The sequence below is a fragment of the Enterobacter sp. SGAir0187 genome, from assembly GCF_002952735.2.
Taxonomy (GTDB): Bacteria; Pseudomonadota; Gammaproteobacteria; order Enterobacterales; family Enterobacteriaceae; genus Enterobacter; species Enterobacter quasiroggenkampii.
Genome location: NZ_CP025034.2, coordinates 2,135,632 through 2,151,648 on the forward strand (window position 1 = coordinate 2,135,632; position 16,017 = coordinate 2,151,648).

Below are 16,017 nucleotides of genomic sequence, written 5' to 3' on the forward strand. Positions count from 1 at the left end.
CGGTCATCTCTGATAATAAAATAGATAACCGCGAGGAGGCTCACCGTGCAAGGCGTACCGGAACAGTTCAATGATGAAAGAGACAGCGCGCGCTTTCGCCATCTGGCGCAACTGCCTGGCCTGGAGCTCTACCACGCGCACATTTCTGACTACGCCTTTGAGCCTCACACCCATGAAGCCTTCGGGATCGGCACGATTGAAACCGGTGCCGAACGCTTCCGCTATCGCGGTACCCAGCACCTCGCCCCCGAGAAATCCGTTGTCACCATGAACCCGGACGAGATCCACACCGGCGAATCCGCCACCGAGGGCGGCTGGCGCTACAGGATGGTCTATATCGAACCCAATCTGCTGGAAGAGGTGACCGGTCTGCGGCACTGGTGGTTCAGCGACGTGACCCGTCATGACCCGTTGCGCTCGCAGCAAATTGGCAGGCTTATTTACGGCTTGTGGCACACGGACGATCCGCTTGCGCAAAAAGGATTACTGCTGGATCTGATTGAGACCTTCCAGCCGTTTGCCCATCACGCGCCGCGGGTTCAGGAAGGCGCGCACCGCTTCGAACGGGTACGCGAGTACCTGCACGACAACTATATGCGCGCCCTGACGCTGGACGAGCTGGCCAGCGTCGTTTCACTCAGCCCGTATCATTTCCAGCGCCAGTTCAAAGCCCATTTTCACGTGACGCCGCATCAGATGCTGATGGCCATTCGCCTCTGGCGCGCCAAAGCGTTCCTCACCCACGGCATGCCCGCCGCAGAGGTCGCCGCCGCAACCGGGCTGACCGATCAGTCGCATCTGACCCGCGCGTTTACCCACCGCTATGGCATTACTCCCGTGCGCTACCAGAAGCAGGTCACCCGGCGCTAATGCGCAACCTCATACAATACGCGCGCATTTGCCCCTCCTACACTGAGAACAGCGTAAATACCTGTGGATGGAAAAATGATTAGTGGAGTGTTGTATGCCCTGCTGGCCGGGATGATGTGGGGGCTGATTTTTGTCGGCCCGCTGATCGTGCCGGAGTACCCGGCAATATTGCAGTCGACCGGACGTTATCTGGCGCTGGGGCTGATTGCCCTGCCCCTGGCGTGGCTGGGGCGCGCGCGCTTGCGTCAGCTCAGCCGTCAGGACTGGGGCACCGCGCTGGCGCTGACCATGATGGGCAATCTTATCTATTACGTTTGCCTCGCGAGCGCCATTCAGCGTACCGGTGCGCCGGTATCGACCATGATTATCGGCACGCTGCCGGTCGTCATCCCCGTCTTTGCTAACCTGCTCTACAGCCACCGCGATGGCAAACTGGCTTGGTCAAAAATGGCCCCGGCGCTGGTCTGCACTGCCCTGGGGCTGATATGCGTCAATATTGCCGAGCTGCGTCATGGGCAGGGGGATGTTGACCTGTGGCGCTACGGCTCTGGCATTCTGCTGGCGTTCATTTCCGTGGCGTGCTGGGCCTGGTATGCCCTGCGCAACGCGCGCTGGCTGCGTGAGAATCCGGACAAGCACCCAATGATGTGGGCGACGGCGCAGGCGCTGGTCACGTTGCCCGTATCCATCGTGGGGTATCTCGGCGCATGCCTCTGGCTGGGCCATCAGCAGCCGGACTTCGCCCAGCCCTTCGGGCCAAGACCGTGGGTGTTTATCGGTCTGATGGTGGCGATTGCGGTGCTGTGTTCATGGGTGGGCGCGCTGTGCTGGAATATTGCCAGCCAGAAGCTGCCGACGGTGATCTTAGGGCCGCTGATTGTCTTCGAAACCCTGGCCGGACTGCTTTATACCTTCCTGATGCGCCAGAGCGTGCCGCCGTTGTTCACGGCCTGCGGGATCGTGCTGTTGGTCGTGGGCGTGGTGATGGCGGTGAGAGCGAAGCCGGAAAAACCGAGTGTTGTTCCGGCGTCGGAGATGTGATTTTTGCCGGGTAAGCGTCAGCGCCACCCGGCATGATATTAAAACGTTTCCCAGTTCGCTTCAGGCGCCGTCGCTACGGGCTGCGCTTTTGGCACATAGGTTTTCACCGGCGCCGCTTTAACTGCCTGGTTGCGGGTGATTTTAAATACCGCCACCGCTTCGTTCAGACGTGCAGCCTGATCTTCCAGCGCCGCCGCTGCGGCCGCAGACTCCTCCACCAGCGAGGCGTTCTGCTGGGTCACGCGGTCCATCTCGGCTACCGCCTGGCCCACCTGGTCAATACCGCGGCTCTGCTCGTCAGAGGCCGAGGCTATTTCGCCCATGATGTCGGTGACACGGGTAACCGCATTGACGATCTCGGCCATCGTGGCCCCGGCTTCGTTAACCAGCTGCGAGCCCGCGTTCACGCGTTCGCCGGAGTCGTCGATCAGCGCTTTGATCTCTTTCGCCGCCTGAGCGCTGCGCTGGGCAAGGGTACGCACTTCCCCTGCCACCACCGCAAAACCACGGCCCTGCTCGCCTGCACGGGCCGCTTCCACCGCCGCGTTAAGCGCCAGAATATTCGTCTGGAAGGCAATCCCGTCGATCACGTTAGTGATTTGCGCGATTTTGCTGGAACTGGTGGCGATCTCATCCATCGTCCGCACGACGCCTTCAACCACGTTACCGCCCTTCTTCGCCGTTGAGGAGGCATCCAGCGCCAGACGGGACGCCTGACGCGCGTTATCGGCGTTCTGCTTCACGGTTGCCGTCAGCTGCTCCATGCTGGCTGCCGTCTCTTCCAGAGACGCGGCCTGCTGCTCGGTGCGGGAAGAGAGATCGTTACTGCCTGCAGAGATTTCGCCTGCACCGGTGTAAATGGTATCTGCGCCTTCACGCACTACGCCCACGGTGTTCGCCAGCGAAGTTTGCATCTCCTGCACGTTGCGCGCCAGGATAGCCATTTCATTTTTACCGTCGGCCTGAATCGGCTGAGTGAGATCGCCTGCCGCAATGGCGCGAATATGGTTAATCACCTCTTCCAGCGGCAGCAGCAGCACGCGGCGCATCGCAATCCAGCTGGAGATAATCACCACAATCACCAACAGCATGACCGCAGAGAGGATCCACAGGATGCGCTTGTAATCACTTTCGTTATCCTGAATGCCTTTATCCGTGAGCGCAGCCTGCGCTTCACGCCATTCACGATAAACCGTCTGCATCGCGTTCTGTTTTTGTTCGGCATTCTGCTTGAACATATCTTCCAGATTGCCCTGGCTCAGCAGAACGTTCATTTGCGTCAGCGTTGCTGAGTAAATGCGGTACTGCTCTTCGAGTTGGTTAGTCAGGCTCTCATCCAGGCCTGGCGTATTCGGCAAGGCATAGTATTTATCGTAATGAACCTGCGCTTCAGTCAGCAGATTTTTCGCCGTGGTCACCAGCTCATTCAGCTGACCGCCGTTAATTTGCGAGGCCATGCTGCTTTGCAGGCGCAGCATCCCGCGGTTCAGGGTGACGCGCGCCTGGTTCAGACTGATCCACGCATCGGTAAACTCCGCCACGTTCTTGCTGGAGAGCTGCGCCACGGTGAAGTTGTCTTTATCGTTGTTCAGGGCGTTGATAAAGATACCGGCGGAAATCACTTGCATGATGCCGAGCACAAGCAGCACCGAAATAAGAAGGGTAATGACTTTTATACGTTTAAACATGCGTTGCCTTTGTTATATGCAGGTTTGTCTGACGTGGATATATCGGCAGGCACAGCGGGTTGTTTACTGTTTCTCCACCTTTAAAAAGTTTCGAAACCACTTTCCTGAGCCCATTCAGAGAGTTAAATCGGATATTTTTTTGTGATCTGCATCTCATTTTTACCCGTCCCTCTAAAGGGTTATAGCGTCACCGTAAAGATGCATTTAACATGCATCTTATATTATTGAGAATGAGGTAACTGCTATGGCCTTTCGCGACCAATCCCTCGGCGAGCTGGCGCTCTCCATTCCTCGCGCTTCTGCGCTGTTCCGTAAATACGATATGGACTACTGCTGCGGCGGTAAGCAAACCCTGGCGCGTGCGGCGTTACGCAAAGAGCTGGACGTTGAGGTGATTGAAGCCGAGCTGACGCAGCTGGCCGCGCAGCCCATCGATAAAGACTGGCGAACCGCTCCGCTCGCGGAAATCATCGACCATATCATCGTGCGTTACCATGACCGTCACCGTGAACAGCTGCCGGAGCTGATCCTGCAGGCGACCAAAGTCGAGCGCGTCCATGCCGACAAACCTTCCGTACCGCGCGGTCTGGCGAAATACCTGACCCTGCTGCACGAAGAACTTTCCAGCCATATGATGAAGGAAGAGCAGATCCTCTTCCCGATGATTAAACAGGGAATGGGAAGCCAGGCGATGGGGCCCATCAGCGTGATGGAAAGCGAGCATGATGACGCGGGCGAACTGCTGGAGGTGATCAAACATACCACCCACAACGTCACGCCGCCGCCAGAAGCGTGCACAACGTGGAAAGCGATGTATAACGGCATTAACGAAACGATCGACGACCTGATGGAGCACATCAGTCTGGAGAATAACGTTCTGTTCCCGCGGGCACTGGCGGGGGAATAAAAAAGGCCGCTGCGGCCTGATGCCCTCACCCCAGCCCTCTCCCACAGGGAGAGGGTGCAAAAACTAAAAACGGCAACTGACGTTGCCGTTTTGCTTTTACCTTACGCCTGCCATACGTTTCTTACCGATAAACATCCAGCCCAGCCCCAGCGCGATAAACCACAGCGGCGTGACGATCAGCGCCTGACGGGTATCATCTTCCAGCGTCAGCAGAACCAGCACGAAGACGAAGAACGCCATGCACACCCAGCACATCAGCTTGCCCAGCGGCATCTTGTAGATCGATTTTTCATGCAGGTGTGGGCGCTGTTTGCGGTACACCAGATAGGAGCAAAGGATAATGGTCCAGACGAACATAAACAGGATCGCAGAGACCGTGGTGATCATGGTGAATGCGCCAATCACGCTTGGGTTCACGTAGAGCATCACCACACCACCCAGCAGACACATGCAGGAGAAAGTCAGCCCTTTTGCCGGTACGGCACGCTTAGAGAGCTTGGCGAACGCGCTCGGCGCCACGCCTTCCTGCGCCAGACCAAACAGCATACGGCTCGTTGAGAACACGCCGCTGTTTGCGGAAGAAGCCGCAGAGGTCAGCACCACGAAGTTAATCAGGCTCGCTGCCGCAGGCAGACCTACCAGCACGAACAGCTCAACGAACGGGCTCTTGCTTGGCACCACCGAGCTCCACGGCGTCACGGACATAATGATGACCAGCGCGAAGACGTAGAACATGATGATACGCACCGGAATGGAGTTGATGGCGCGCGGCAGGGACTTCTCCGGATCTTTGGTTTCCGCAGCGGTCGTTCCGACAAGCTCAATCCCCACAAACGCGAACACCGCAATCTGGAAACCAGCAAAGAAGCCGCTGATGCCTTTCGGGAACCATCCGCCGTCATTCCACAGATGGGTAAACGACGCCTGGACGCCGGTTGGTGACTGGAAGTGGGTGAGCACCATCACCAGGCCCACCACGATGAGCCCGACAATGGCCACAATTTTGATCATTGCGAACCAGAACTCCATCTCACCGAACATTTTAACGGTGGCGAGGTTAAGGCTCAGCAGCAGAACGATGACCACCAGCGAGGCCACCCAGTCCGACAGCCCCGGGAACCAGAACTGCGCGTAGGCGGTAATCGCCACGACGTCCGCCATACCGGTCACGACCCAGCAGAACCAGTAGGTCCAGCCGGTAAAATAGCCCGCCCATGGTCCGAGCAGGTCTGAAGCAAAGTCGCTGAAGGATTTGTATTCGAGGTTCGAGAGCAGCAGTTCACCCATTGCACGCATCACGAAGAACAGCATAAAACCGATAATCATATAGACGAATATGATTGACGGTCCGGCGAGACTGATGGTTTTGCCTGACCCCATAAACAGCCCGGTACCGATGGCACCCCCAATCGCAATGAGCTGAATATGACGGTTTGTGAGATTGCGCCGTAGCGACTGTTCAGACGACGCCTCTTCGTCGGCGACGACTTTGACCTGATCTACCATGTGATATTTTCCTGTTTATGCCTGTCTGTGTTGTTAAGGCTCTTCTGGCCTTTAAATACGCCAAAAAAATGACGTTCCCTTGTAAGGGCTAATCGATATTAGGTAAGAATCGGCGGGATGAATACTATGATTTAGATATTATGTTAATAATATGTTGAAAGTGAGTGTCATATCACTCATACAGCGCGAAACAGCTCACAAAAATACACGCAACAGTTTCGTTTGCAAGATAAAATATTGATTCCGGCTTAACTATAGGTTTTCACGCTATTTTCCCCTCCCCAGCCGGGGAGAGGAAATAAGAAAAGTCGATTACAGAATTTCCAGCAGTTCGACTTCAAAGACCAGGGTGCTGAATGGCGGGATGGACGCGCCAGCGCCGCGCTCGCCGTAGGCCAGGTTGTGCGGAATAGTCAGTTCCCATTTAGAACCCACTGGCATCAAGGTCAGCGCTTCGATCCAGCCTGCGATAACGCCATTCACTGGGAACTCAGCCGGTTCGCCGCGCGCCACGGAGCTGTCGAAGACGGTACCGTCGATCAGCTTACCGGTGTAGTGCACGCGAACGTGGTCGGTACGCGCCGGGATTGCGCCGTCGCCCTGAGTGATCACGCGGAACTGCAGACCAGACTCGGTGCTGTTCACGCCTTCACGCTCGCGGTTCTCTTCCAGATATTTCACACCTTCGGCGGCCATCTCTTCAAAGCGCGCGCGACGCACGGCGTCAGCACGTTCGTGGATTTCACGCAGCGCACGGTGCACGACGTCAACCGGAACGGCAGGCTGTTTGCCTTCCAGCGCGTCAGCGATACCCGCCACCAGCGCTTCTGGTAACAGACCTTCCAGGCCGGATTCGCTCAGCTGCTGTCCTACCTGCAAGCCGATACCGTAACTTGCCTGCGCTTCGATAGTGTCAAAAGTCGGGGTGGTCATGGGTTTTCCTTCCATCACATTTAAAGTAGCGGGCAGCATATCAGCCATGCCCTTATGGGTAAAACTTTGTCTGAAGTTAAGGTGACAAACCGCGACGAAACAGAAACAATAGAGAGAACCAGGATTAATCCCGAACTGATGTCACGGATGTCGGGTTTACTACGCCGTTCAGGCAGTTAGCAAACTATACTTCGGGGCACAGGATAAAAAATACGCGGAGCAGGAGGAGTGCCATGCCCGGGCGATTTGAACTGAAACCTACCCTGGCGAAAATCTGGCAGGCGCCGGACAATTTTCGCATCATGGACCCGCTGCCGCCTCTGCATCGCAGAGGGATCATCATTGGTGCGCTGATGGTGATTGTGGGCTTCCTGCTTCCTTCCGGTGGCGATGATGTTGATACCGCTCCCGTCACCCGCAATGCTCAGCTGGATATTCAGTCGCAAACCCGACCGCAGTCTGACGCACAGCCGATGCAGACGCAGCTCGTCACCCCGTCTAACGACCCGGGTCAGGTCGCGCCGGTTGAGCCAGAGCCCATTCAGGACGAACAGCCGCAGGAACAAGCCGCCGCCCCGTCTCAGCCTCAGACGCAACAGCCCACCGGCATTGAGCAACAGTGGCGTTCCTATCGCGTAGAGTCGGGTAAAACGCTGGCGCAGCTGTTCCGTGACCACAACCTGCCGCCGACAGACGTGTATGCCATGGCGAAGGTGGAAGGTGCGGGTAAGCCGCTCAGTAACCTGCAGAATGGTCAGATGGTGCAAATACGCCAGAATGCCAGCGGGGTGGTGACAGGGTTAACGATTGATACCGGAAATGGACAACAGGTGTTGTTTACCCGCCAGCCGGACGGCAGTTTTATCAGGGCACGTTAAAGACTGGGATCTGTAAAAAGCAAAACGCCGGCACAAGGCCGGCGTTTCAACGTGAGCAGAGTAAAAAATTACTCAGCTACAACGTTAACAACCAGTTTAGCGAACACTTCGCTGTGAACCTGGAAGTCAACTTCGTGCTCACCAGTGGTACGCAGAACGCCGTTCGGCAGACGAACTTCGCTCTTAGCCACTTTAACGCCTGCAGCAGTTACTGCATCAGCGATATCGCGGGTACCGATGGAACCGAACAGTTTACCTTCGTCGCCAGCTTTGGACGCGATGGTAACGGTGCCCAGTGCGTTGATTGCTTCAGCGCGAGCATTAGCAGCCGCCAGAACGTCAGCCAGTTTGGCTTCCAGTTCAGCGCGACGTGCTTCGAAAAACTCTACGTTTTTCTTGGTAGCTGGAACAGCTTTACCCTGTGGAACCAGGAAGTTACGAGCGTAACCCGCTTTAACGTTTACCTGATCACCCAGGCTGCCCAGGTTTGCTACTTTATCAAGCAGAATAACTTGCATTACCTTATCCTCTTAAAGTCGTATTAATGGACCGTGCCCGATTACTGATGACGATCAGTGTACGGCAGCAGGGACAGGTAGCGAGCGCGTTTGATAGCGCGAGCCAGCTGACGCTGATATTTTGCACGAGTACCGGTGATACGGCTTGGGACAATCTTACCGCTTTCGGTGATGTAGTTTTTCAGCGTTGCGATATCTTTATAGTCGATCTCTTGAACGCCTTCCGCGGTGAAACGGCAGAACTTGCGACGACGGAAATAACGTGCCATATGGCTAGTCTCCAGAATCTATCAAATCAATCTGCTCGGCATGCAGAACCATTTTGCTCAGACCGTTCTTTGCCTTGTGGCAAGAGATGAACCCCTGAACGATTACTGCACTACCGACCGTTAAACTGTGAGTAATGGCCTGGTTTTCGTGTCCGCTAATAATAACGGGCATTTGGCACCACGCCTGCCGGTGAAACCCGGCTTCCTCTTGCACAGAACGATGCTCAAGCACGAACTGGCAATGCGGAATTCCTGATGGACTGACCTTTCGAAGGGGAGCCCTGCATACGATGCCGGACAACGCCAGACGGTTGGTCATCAGAAATTACTCTTCAGAATCCCCAGCATCAGAATCATCTGCGGTTTCGTTTGCGAAATCATCGCGACGCTCACGGCGCTCGTCTTTCGCTTTAACCATCGGAGATGCTTCGGTAACTGCGTGTTTAGTACGCATAACCATGCTGCGGATAACGGCATCGTTGAAGCGGAAGTTAGTTTCCAGCTCATCGATCACTTCCTGCGGCGCTTCAACGTTCATCAGAACGTAGTGAGCTTTGTGCAGTTTGTTGATCGGATAAGCCAGCTGACGGCGGCCCCAGTCTTCCAGACGGTGGATCGTGCCCGCTGCTGCAGTGATTGCACCAGTGTAGCGCTCGATCATACCCGGAACCTGTTCGCTCTGGTCAGGATGGACCATAAAAACGATTTCGTAATGACGCATCGAATTGCTCCTTACGGATTATTCAGCCTCCTGTCTGGGTCAGCCGAGGCCCGGGGAGGCAAGGAACGTGTTAAAGGTCGGCTGAAAAATTGACGCGTCATAATACTTGCGCCCCCCCGGAAACTCAAGCTGATTGCACAAATAATTCGCACAAAGCGCGAAGCGGGTCTAAGTGGGTGATTTAAAATTACTCACACCCGTAAGCGGTGTTTTTTTGAACAACTGCATCAGAAATGGTCACGCTTCTCCGCCGGAGGAATGATTACACTTTAATCAGAGATCACCTGAACAGAAGAAGGAGTCCCCCTCTCAGAGCACGCAGTCGTGGAGCGCATATCATGAAACAAATCGCATTAGCCCTAATGGCAGCGCTTTTGCTCAGTGCAAACGCGATGGCAGCCATCAAGATAGACAGCCGACAGGCCAGAAACATGGATGATGTGCAAAGCTTGGGCGTCATTTACATCAATCATAATTTCGCCACGGAAAGTGAAGCAGATCAGGCCCTTAATCAAGAAACCGATGCACAGGGTGCAACCTATTACCACGTGATGTTAATCCGTGAGCCCGGCAGCAACGGCAATATGCACGCCAGTGCAGATATTTACCGATAACGCGTTAACGCTAGCACCAGGAAAGCCAACAACGAGAACATAGCCATAGTTGACGTTGCCCCCTGCCCGGGGGCTTTTTTTGTGAATGGCTCCGGAATACCACCGGTTACAACTGTTTTTCGGTATTCCAGAGCACTTATTCACTTCTGCCCGTAATAGGCATTCGGGCCGTGCTTACGCATGAAATGCTTGTTCATCAGGTAATCATCAATCCCCTGAAGCTGTGGGTTGATGCCGCGGGCAATCCACGCCATGCGTGCCACCTCCTCCATGACAACCGCATTGTGAACGGCGTCGTGGGCATCTTTTCCCCAGGCGAACGGGCCGTGCTGATAGACCACAATACCCGGCGTATGCAGCGGTTCGCTTTCACCCAACGTTTCGATGATAACCTTCCCGGTGTTGAACTCGTATTCGCCTTCCACTTCAGCCTGCGTTAATGCGCGCGTGCAGGGGATGTCGCCAAAGAAGTAGTCCGCATGCGTTGTTCCCAGCGCCGGAATCGCCAGCCCCGCCTGTGCCCAGGCCGTGGCATGGGTCGAGTGGGTATGCACAACGCCGCCGAGTGAGGGATAACGACGATAAAGCGCCAGATGGGTCGCCGTGTCTGAAGAGGGACGCCATTTTCCCTCCACGACGTTTCCGTCAAGATCGACCACCACCATATCGTCAGCGTTCATGGTGTCATACGCCACACCGCTAGGCTTAATCACGATCAGCCCCTGTTCGCGATCGATAGCGCTGACGTTACCCCAGGTGAAGGTGACCAGGCCATAGCGCGGCAGATCCATGTTGGCTTCAAAGACCTGCTGTTTCAGCTTAAGCATGTTCAGCCTCCAGTAACCCCGCGCGCGCCATACGCTCGCGCACCCAGTCCCGCGCCTTTGCTACTTCCGCCGCAGGGTTTTCCGACGTTTCGCTCCACATCTCGATCAGATAAGGCCCGCAATAGCCTGTCTGCTTGAGCGTCTCGAAACACCGTTCGAAATCCACCACCCCGGTGCCGAACGGTACGTTTTTAAACACGCCAGGACGGGTATCTTTGACGTGCACCGCCACGATATGCCCCATGCCTGCCTGCAGTTCCATCTGCACATCGTTATCCCATGCCGACAGGTTGCCGATATCAGGATAAAGCTGGAACCACGGGTTATTCAGATAGTGCGCGTAGCCCAGCGCCTTGCTGATGGAGTTCATCAACGGGTAGTCCATGATCTCCATCGCCAGCGTGACCTGCGCACGGCTGGCCATCTCAACGCTCTCCTTCAGCCCGTCACGGAAACGACGGCGCGTTTCATCGTTGGCTTCCTGGTAATAAACGTCATAACCCGCCAGCTGGATCACGCGGATACCCACGTCCTGCGCAAAGCGAATGGCTTTACGCATGATCTCCAGCCCCTGAGCGCGTACAGCATCGTCTTCACTGCCGAGAGGGAACCGGCGGTGGGCGCTCAGGCACATCGACGGCACGCGTACCCCCGTTTCGGCAATCGCGCTCACCAGCGCCAGGCGCTGTTCACGGACCCAGTCGAGACGAGAGAGGCGTTCGTCCGTCTCATCCACGGACATTTCGACAAAATCGAAGCCTAGCTGTTTTGCCAGCTGTAACCGCTCCAGCCAGCACTCCCCCGCAGGGAGTGCCTTTTCATAGATGCCAAGCGGGACCTGTTTGGACAACATACCCGCTCCTTAGCCCCAAAGCTGAGCGATTGAGCGTTTGAACTGACGCGCCGCTTCCACCGGAGACGCCGCATCACGAATGCTGCGACCGGCAATAAAGACGTGAATCGGAATGCCCTTGAACAGCGGCAGATCTTCCAGTGCCAGACCGCCGGTAACGGTGACTTTAAAGCCCATATCCGCCAGACGTTTGATCGCGCTGATATCCGCTTCGCCCCACGCCACCCCTGCGGCCTGCGCATCGCGGCTGCGGTGATACACCACCTGCTGTATACCCGCATCACGCCACTCCTGGGCCTGCTCCCAGGTCCAGAAACCTGTCAGCTCAATCTGCACGTCGCCGTTAAACTCTTTTGCCACGTCCAGCGCGCCTTTGGCGGTGTTGATATCCGCACAGCAAATGACGGTGACCCAGTCGGCGTTGGCTTCGAAGCACATGCGGGAGAGGATTTTGCCTGCGTCGGCAATTTTGGCATCTGCCAGCACGATTTTGTGCGGATAAAGCGCTTTCAGGTCGCGAACGGCACGAACGCCCTCGCCCACGCAGAGAATGGTACCCACTTCGATGATATCGACTTCTTCCGCAATCAGACGGGTCGTTTCATAAGCGTGGGACAAGGTTTGGTTATCGAGCGCAACCTGCAACATGGGTAATGACATTTTCAATTCCTCTTAAACAGCCGCCGCTGTGGCGTTATCAATTAAATCCAGCACGTCCTGCTCGGTACGGCAGGCGCGTAAACGATCGAAATTGGCTTCGTCATCAAACAGATTGACGATCTGCATGATGCCCACCTCCTGGTGGGTGTTAGCGTCAACAGCGGCCATGGTGATCAGGATGTCGACCGGGTCGTTATCTTCGTGGTTAAACACCAGCGGCGTTTTCAGCGTCACCAGCGCGAAGCCGGTTTTCTTCACACCCTCTTCCGGGCGGCCATGCGGCATCGCCAGACCTGGCGCAATCACAAAGTAAGGGCCATGCTGCGCCACGCCATCCAGAATGGCCTGGTAGTAACGCGGCTCGACAACGTCAGCCTTAACCAGCAGATCCACACTCAGCTTTACCGCTTCCTGCCAGGTGCTAGCCTCAGCCTGTAAAAGGATGGAGTTATTCTCTGCCAGCGAATCACGTAGTTTCATGTGGCGTCCTTACTTCACGTCTTGTGGGAAGTGCTCTTTAATCACTTCCAGCAGTTTTGGTCCGAAATCCGCAGGCGACAGCATGTTGCGCACGCCCACCACGTATTTATTACCCGACACACTGATTTCGCCGGCGATATGAGTAGAGGCGATGATGATGTCCGCGCCGTTCAACTCACTTTTGTATTCACCCACTGCGCAGCTGTTCACCGTGTGGTCGATGTTGGACTGGGTTAAAAACTGGTCCACTTTCATCTTCATGATCATGGAGCTGCCTTGCCCATTACCACACACAGCCAGGATACGTACGGTCATAATCGAAACTCCTTAATGAGCAGAGACTTCTGCTGTTTGTTTTTCCGCGTCTTCTTCTGCTCGCAGCGAACGGCCAGCGAAGAACATATAAGCCAGAGCAATCAGGATGATGATGGCCATAAAGACCAGCCCGATGGAGGCAAAGCCCTGCATCATCGGCGGTGCCAGAATTGACCAGTCCGCCATGCCCATCCAGGCGCTCATACCGGTGAGCTTGACCGCCCACACGCAACCGAAGATTTCCACCATGCCCATCACCAGGCAGATTTTGAGCGCCGCACGCCAGCCGCCGAAGTGGTTAGCGAATACGCCGATGGTGGCGTTGGAGAAGAACATCGGGATAAAGCCTGGAATAATCAGGATTGAGGAGCCGCAGCCGACCAGAATGCCCACCGCAATCAGCTGGCCGATAGTGCCCCACATAAAGCCCCAGACCACCGCGTTTGGCGCGAAGCTATAGATAGCGGCACAGTCGATGGCCAGTACCGCGCCAGGGATCAGGCGCTGGGAGATACCGTTGAACGCTTCCGACAGTTCGGCGACGAACATACGTACGCCCTGAGTGATGATGAAGATCGCCACCGCGAAGGAGAAACCGGTCTGCAGGATGTAAACCGTCCAGTGGGTTTTGCCTGCCATCGCCTGCACCACGTCAATACCGAAGGAGAGCAGAATGGCGCCGAAGAAGATGGTCATCACAATTGCGGTCGAAACGATGTTGTCATGGAAGATATTCAGCCAGCCAGGCAGCTTGAGGTCTTCAACGCTCTCTTCTTTTTTGCCCAGGTATGGCGCAACTTTATAGGCAATCCAGGAAGCAAACTGCTGCTGATGGCCGATGGAGAAACCGCAGCCGTCCGTCACTTCCTGAGTCGGCTTGTACATCATGTTGGAGGTGATACCCCAGTAGAGCGAGACCAGCACCGCGGTGCAGATAATCGTGGTCCACATTGGGTAACCGAAGATATAGAGAGAAACCGCGATCAGCCCCGCCTGCTGGAACATGATGTGCCCGGTGAGCATGATGGTGCGAATGCCGGTAATGCGGCGCAGGAGAACGTAGATGATGTTCAGCGCCAGGGCGAGCAGCACTGCATACCCCACCCAGCTATAGGCATCACCCATGCGCTCGATGGTGGCCATCATTGAGGCGTAAGTGTCAGAAATCGCACCGTTGATGCCATACACTTCGGACATTTTGGCGACGACCGGCTTAAAGGTGCTGGTCAGAATGCCAGACCCCGCCTGTAACAGCATGAAACCGATAATGGTTTTGATGGTGCCTTTAATAATCACGCTGACGCTTTTGCGCAGCAGGATATAGCCCAGACACGTCACGATACCCAGCAGCAGCGGGGCGTTGGTCATTACCTGATTAAAGAACACGGTAAAGACGTTGTAGAGGATCTCCATAACTCTCTCCAGAAATGAGAACACGAGGGGTAATCCCTGTGCGGTTGGTGTCATCACTCTATTAATCACAAATAATCACCACAAGATTGCATTTGATTATTTGTGACGTATCACGCAATTTATTTCCATGCAGTTAATAATGATTTTCACCACTGCATTGCAAAAACAAATTAATCTTTATAATTCATCAAATTAATGAGTTGTGCGTACTACTATAACAAGCAAGAAGCGGAGAATCTGTGAAGTTGAACGGATAAAAATCCGCATTTTTACCATTGCAAAGCGCGTCAAATGGTGCCAGCATTAATCACAACAAATCATAATGTGATTATTTTTGATTAAACCAGGAGTCAAAACGATGAGTAAAGTGAACACCATCACCCGTGAGTCATGGATTCTGAGCACCTTCCCGGAATGGGGCAGCTGGCTGAATGAAGAGATCGAGCAGGAACAGGTTGCTCCTGGTACCTTTGCGATGTGGTGGCTGGGCTGCACCGGTATCTGGCTGAAATCAGAAGGCGGCGCCAATATCTGCGTCGATTTCTGGTGCGGCACCGGCAAGCAGAGCCACGGCAACCCGTTGATGAAAAAGGGCCACCAGATGCAGCGCATGGCGGGCGTGGAAAAACTGCAGCCGAACCTGCGTACCACGCCGTTTGTGCTCGATCCGTTTGCCATTCGCCAGATCGACGCCGTGCTCTCCACTCACGATCACAACGATCATATCGATGTGAACGTGGCGGCAGCGGTGATGCAAAACTGTGCTGACGATGTGCCGTTTATCGGGCCGCAGACCTGCGTGGATCTGTGGATTGGCTGGGGCGTGCCGAAAGAGCGCTGCATCGTGATGAAGCCTGGCGACGTGGTGAAAATTAAAGATATTGAAATCCATGCGCTGGATGCCTTTGACCGTACCGCACTGATTACCCTGCCTGCCGATCAGAAAGCCGCGGGTGTACTGCCGGACGGTATGGATGAGCGCGCGGTTAACTATCTGTTTAAAACCCCTGGCGGCTCCCTGTACCACAGCGGTGACTCTCACTACTCCAACTACTACGCGAAGCACGGTAACGAGCACCAGATTGACGTGGCGCTGGGCTCCTACGGTGAGAACCCGCGCGGCATTACTGACAAAATGACCAGCGCCGACATGCTGCGCATGGCGGAAGCGCTGAATACCAAAGTGGTGATTCCGTTCCACCACGATATCTGGTCAAACTTCCAGGCCGATCCGCAGGAAATCCGCGTGCTGTGGGAGATGAAAAAAGACCGCCTGAAGTATGGCTTCAAGCCGTTCATCTGGCAGGTCGGCGGCAAGTTCATCTGGCCGCTGGACAAAGATAATCTTGAATATCACTACCCACGTGGTTTCGATGATTGCTTCACCATTGAGCCAGACCTGCCGTTCAAGTCCTTCCTCTGATTGTGTAGCCACATCGCCAGACGTGATGTCTGGCGATGTCATATTTCTTTTAGTAATTTCACGCTATTTCAAATATCATCTTTTCAAATCAATTCTTATCG

General features: G+C 55.1%; 19 protein-coding genes. 6 read left to right on the forward strand and 13 right to left on the reverse strand.

Annotation, left to right across the window (positions count from 1 at the left end; genetic code table 11):
* Positions 1-45 precede the first annotated feature (45 nt).
* Both CWR52_RS10190 and CWR52_RS10195 read left to right on the forward strand, forming a co-directional pair.
* Positions 46-870 (forward strand): AraC family transcriptional regulator, encoded by an 825-nt coding sequence (locus CWR52_RS10190; protein WP_104949584.1) that lies wholly within the window; start codon positions 46-48, stop codon positions 868-870.
* A gap of 75 nt (positions 871-945) precedes the next feature.
* Positions 946-1,911, forward strand: a complete 966-nt coding sequence (locus tag CWR52_RS10195) for a DMT family transporter (RefSeq protein WP_104949585.1) — start codon at positions 946-948, stop codon at positions 1,909-1,911.
* 38 nt (positions 1,912-1,949) lie between these two features.
* On the opposite strand, the gene CWR52_RS10200 is transcribed toward CWR52_RS10195, so the two are convergent.
* Positions 1,950-3,599: a methyl-accepting chemotaxis protein gene (locus tag CWR52_RS10200; RefSeq protein ID WP_048027882.1), complete on the reverse strand. Its 1,650-nt coding sequence runs from the start codon at positions 3,597-3,599 to the stop codon at positions 1,950-1,952.
* Between the two features lie 244 nt (positions 3,600-3,843).
* Between CWR52_RS10200 and ytfE the strand changes: the two genes are divergently transcribed.
* A complete protein-coding gene (gene ytfE, locus CWR52_RS10205; RefSeq protein WP_104949586.1) occupies positions 3,844-4,506 on the forward strand; it encodes an iron-sulfur cluster repair protein YtfE in 663 nt (220 codons plus the stop codon).
* A 96-nt stretch (positions 4,507-4,602) separates the two neighbouring features.
* Here ytfE and cycA read toward each other — a convergent pair whose 3' ends face one another.
* A complete protein-coding gene (cycA, locus tag CWR52_RS10210) occupies positions 4,603-6,012 on the reverse strand; it encodes a D-serine/D-alanine/glycine transporter (protein ID WP_104949587.1) in 1,410 nt (469 codons plus the stop codon).
* Between the two features lie 312 nt (positions 6,013-6,324).
* Positions 6,325-6,945: an FKBP-type peptidyl-prolyl cis-trans isomerase gene (gene fklB / locus CWR52_RS10215; RefSeq protein ID WP_048225322.1), complete on the reverse strand. Its 621-nt coding sequence runs from the start codon at positions 6,943-6,945 to the stop codon at positions 6,325-6,327.
* A gap of 233 nt (positions 6,946-7,178) precedes the next feature.
* On the opposite strand from fklB, the gene CWR52_RS10220 reads away from it, so the two are divergent.
* Positions 7,179-7,823, forward strand: coding sequence for an OapA family protein (locus CWR52_RS10220; RefSeq protein ID WP_104949588.1), 645 nt, complete (start codon positions 7,179-7,181; stop codon positions 7,821-7,823).
* A gap of 68 nt (positions 7,824-7,891) precedes the next feature.
* Here the strand turns inward: CWR52_RS10220 and rplI are convergent, their stop codons facing one another.
* The 4 genes from rplI to rpsF are packed head-to-tail and all read right to left on the reverse strand — an operon-like array spanning position 7,892 to position 9,331.
* Positions 7,892-8,341: a 50S ribosomal protein L9 gene (gene rplI / locus CWR52_RS10225; protein WP_003856039.1), complete on the reverse strand. Its 450-nt coding sequence runs from the start codon at positions 8,339-8,341 to the stop codon at positions 7,892-7,894.
* A gap of 41 nt (positions 8,342-8,382) precedes the next feature.
* Complete coding sequence (rpsR, locus tag CWR52_RS10230; protein WP_000135199.1) at positions 8,383-8,610, reverse strand: 30S ribosomal protein S18; 228 nt, start codon at positions 8,608-8,610, stop codon at positions 8,383-8,385.
* Positions 8,611-8,614: 4 nt separating this feature from the next.
* Complete coding sequence (priB, locus tag CWR52_RS10235) at positions 8,615-8,929, reverse strand: primosomal replication protein N (RefSeq protein WP_008502895.1); 315 nt, start codon at positions 8,927-8,929, stop codon at positions 8,615-8,617.
* 6 nt (positions 8,930-8,935) lie between these two features.
* The gene (gene rpsF, locus CWR52_RS10240; protein ID WP_025758283.1) at positions 8,936-9,331 is read right to left on the reverse strand and encodes a 30S ribosomal protein S6; all 396 of its coding nucleotides are present in this window, start codon (positions 9,329-9,331) and stop codon (positions 8,936-8,938) included.
* Between the two features lie 338 nt (positions 9,332-9,669).
* On the opposite strand from rpsF, the gene yjfY reads away from it, so the two are divergent.
* Entirely contained in the window at positions 9,670-9,945 is a 276-nt protein-coding gene (gene yjfY, locus CWR52_RS10245) for a DUF1471 family protein YjfY (protein WP_045907976.1), read from the forward strand.
* Positions 9,946-10,085: 140 nt separating this feature from the next.
* On the opposite strand, the gene CWR52_RS10250 is transcribed toward yjfY, so the two are convergent.
* From CWR52_RS10250 to ulaA, 6 genes are read right to left on the reverse strand one after another with little or no spacing between them, the layout of a single operon-like run.
* Positions 10,086-10,772 carry an L-ribulose-5-phosphate 4-epimerase gene (locus CWR52_RS10250; protein ID WP_104949589.1) on the reverse strand — a complete coding sequence of 229 codons (687 nt, stop codon included), beginning with the start codon at positions 10,770-10,772 and terminating at the stop codon, positions 10,086-10,088.
* Entirely contained in the window at positions 10,765-11,625 is an 861-nt protein-coding gene (locus CWR52_RS10255; protein WP_104949590.1) for an L-ribulose-5-phosphate 3-epimerase, read from the reverse strand. The genes CWR52_RS10250 and CWR52_RS10255 overlap by 8 nt, the downstream gene beginning before the upstream one ends.
* Positions 11,626-11,634: 9 nt before the next feature.
* Positions 11,635-12,285, reverse strand: coding sequence for a 3-keto-L-gulonate-6-phosphate decarboxylase UlaD (gene ulaD / locus CWR52_RS10260; RefSeq protein WP_008502901.1), 651 nt, complete (start codon positions 12,283-12,285; stop codon positions 11,635-11,637).
* 12 nt (positions 12,286-12,297) lie between these two features.
* Positions 12,298-12,765 (reverse strand): PTS ascorbate transporter subunit IIA, encoded by a 468-nt coding sequence (ulaC, locus tag CWR52_RS10265; protein ID WP_024907321.1) that lies wholly within the window; start codon positions 12,763-12,765, stop codon positions 12,298-12,300.
* Positions 12,766-12,774: 9 nt separating this feature from the next.
* A complete protein-coding gene (gene ulaB / locus CWR52_RS10270; protein WP_003856022.1) occupies positions 12,775-13,080 on the reverse strand; it encodes a PTS ascorbate transporter subunit IIB in 306 nt (101 codons plus the stop codon).
* A gap of 12 nt (positions 13,081-13,092) precedes the next feature.
* Positions 13,093-14,493, reverse strand: coding sequence for a PTS ascorbate transporter subunit IIC (ulaA, locus tag CWR52_RS10275; RefSeq protein WP_032675818.1), 1,401 nt, complete (start codon positions 14,491-14,493; stop codon positions 13,093-13,095).
* A gap of 358 nt (positions 14,494-14,851) precedes the next feature.
* Here ulaA and ulaG point away from each other — a divergent pair, with 358 nt between their 5' ends.
* Positions 14,852-15,916 (forward strand): L-ascorbate 6-phosphate lactonase, encoded by a 1,065-nt coding sequence (gene ulaG / locus CWR52_RS10280; RefSeq protein ID WP_104949591.1) that lies wholly within the window; start codon positions 14,852-14,854, stop codon positions 15,914-15,916.
* Positions 15,917-16,017: the final 101 nt, after the last annotated feature.

What these genes read in the sequence shown, in the direction of transcription:
- CWR52_RS10195 (WP_104949585.1), top strand. Translation starts at nt 946, where the DNA reads ATGATTAGTGGAGTGTTGTATGCCCTGCTGGCCGGGATGATGTGGGGG.
- CWR52_RS10200 (WP_048027882.1), bottom strand. Translation starts at nt 3,599, where the DNA reads ATGTTTAAACGTATAAAAGTCATTACCCTTCTTATTTCGGTGCTGCTT.
- ytfE (WP_104949586.1), top strand. Translation starts at nt 3,844, where the DNA reads ATGGCCTTTCGCGACCAATCCCTCGGCGAGCTGGCGCTCTCCATTCCT.
- cycA (WP_104949587.1), bottom strand. Translation starts at nt 6,012, where the DNA reads ATGGTAGATCAGGTCAAAGTCGTCGCCGACGAAGAGGCGTCGTCTGAA.
- fklB (WP_048225322.1), bottom strand. Translation starts at nt 6,945, where the DNA reads ATGACCACCCCGACTTTTGACACTATCGAAGCGCAGGCAAGTTACGGT.
- CWR52_RS10220 (WP_104949588.1), top strand. Translation starts at nt 7,179, where the DNA reads ATGCCCGGGCGATTTGAACTGAAACCTACCCTGGCGAAAATCTGGCAG.
- rplI (WP_003856039.1), bottom strand. Translation starts at nt 8,341, where the DNA reads ATGCAAGTTATTCTGCTTGATAAAGTAGCAAACCTGGGCAGCCTGGGT.
- rpsR (WP_000135199.1), bottom strand. Translation starts at nt 8,610, where the DNA reads ATGGCACGTTATTTCCGTCGTCGCAAGTTCTGCCGTTTCACCGCGGAA.
- priB (WP_008502895.1), bottom strand. Translation starts at nt 8,929, where the DNA reads ATGACCAACCGTCTGGCGTTGTCCGGCATCGTATGCAGGGCTCCCCTT.
- rpsF (WP_025758283.1), bottom strand. Translation starts at nt 9,331, where the DNA reads ATGCGTCATTACGAAATCGTTTTTATGGTCCATCCTGACCAGAGCGAA.
- yjfY (WP_045907976.1), top strand. Translation starts at nt 9,670, where the DNA reads ATGAAACAAATCGCATTAGCCCTAATGGCAGCGCTTTTGCTCAGTGCA.
- CWR52_RS10250 (WP_104949589.1), bottom strand. Translation starts at nt 10,772, where the DNA reads ATGCTTAAGCTGAAACAGCAGGTCTTTGAAGCCAACATGGATCTGCCG.
- CWR52_RS10255 (WP_104949590.1), bottom strand. Translation starts at nt 11,625, where the DNA reads ATGTTGTCCAAACAGGTCCCGCTTGGCATCTATGAAAAGGCACTCCCT.
- ulaD (WP_008502901.1), bottom strand. Translation starts at nt 12,285, where the DNA reads ATGTCATTACCCATGTTGCAGGTTGCGCTCGATAACCAAACCTTGTCC.
- ulaC (WP_024907321.1), bottom strand. Translation starts at nt 12,765, where the DNA reads ATGAAACTACGTGATTCGCTGGCAGAGAATAACTCCATCCTTTTACAG.
- ulaB (WP_003856022.1), bottom strand. Translation starts at nt 13,080, where the DNA reads ATGACCGTACGTATCCTGGCTGTGTGTGGTAATGGGCAAGGCAGCTCC.
- ulaA (WP_032675818.1), bottom strand. Translation starts at nt 14,493, where the DNA reads ATGGAGATCCTCTACAACGTCTTTACCGTGTTCTTTAATCAGGTAATG.
- ulaG (WP_104949591.1), top strand. Translation starts at nt 14,852, where the DNA reads ATGAGTAAAGTGAACACCATCACCCGTGAGTCATGGATTCTGAGCACC.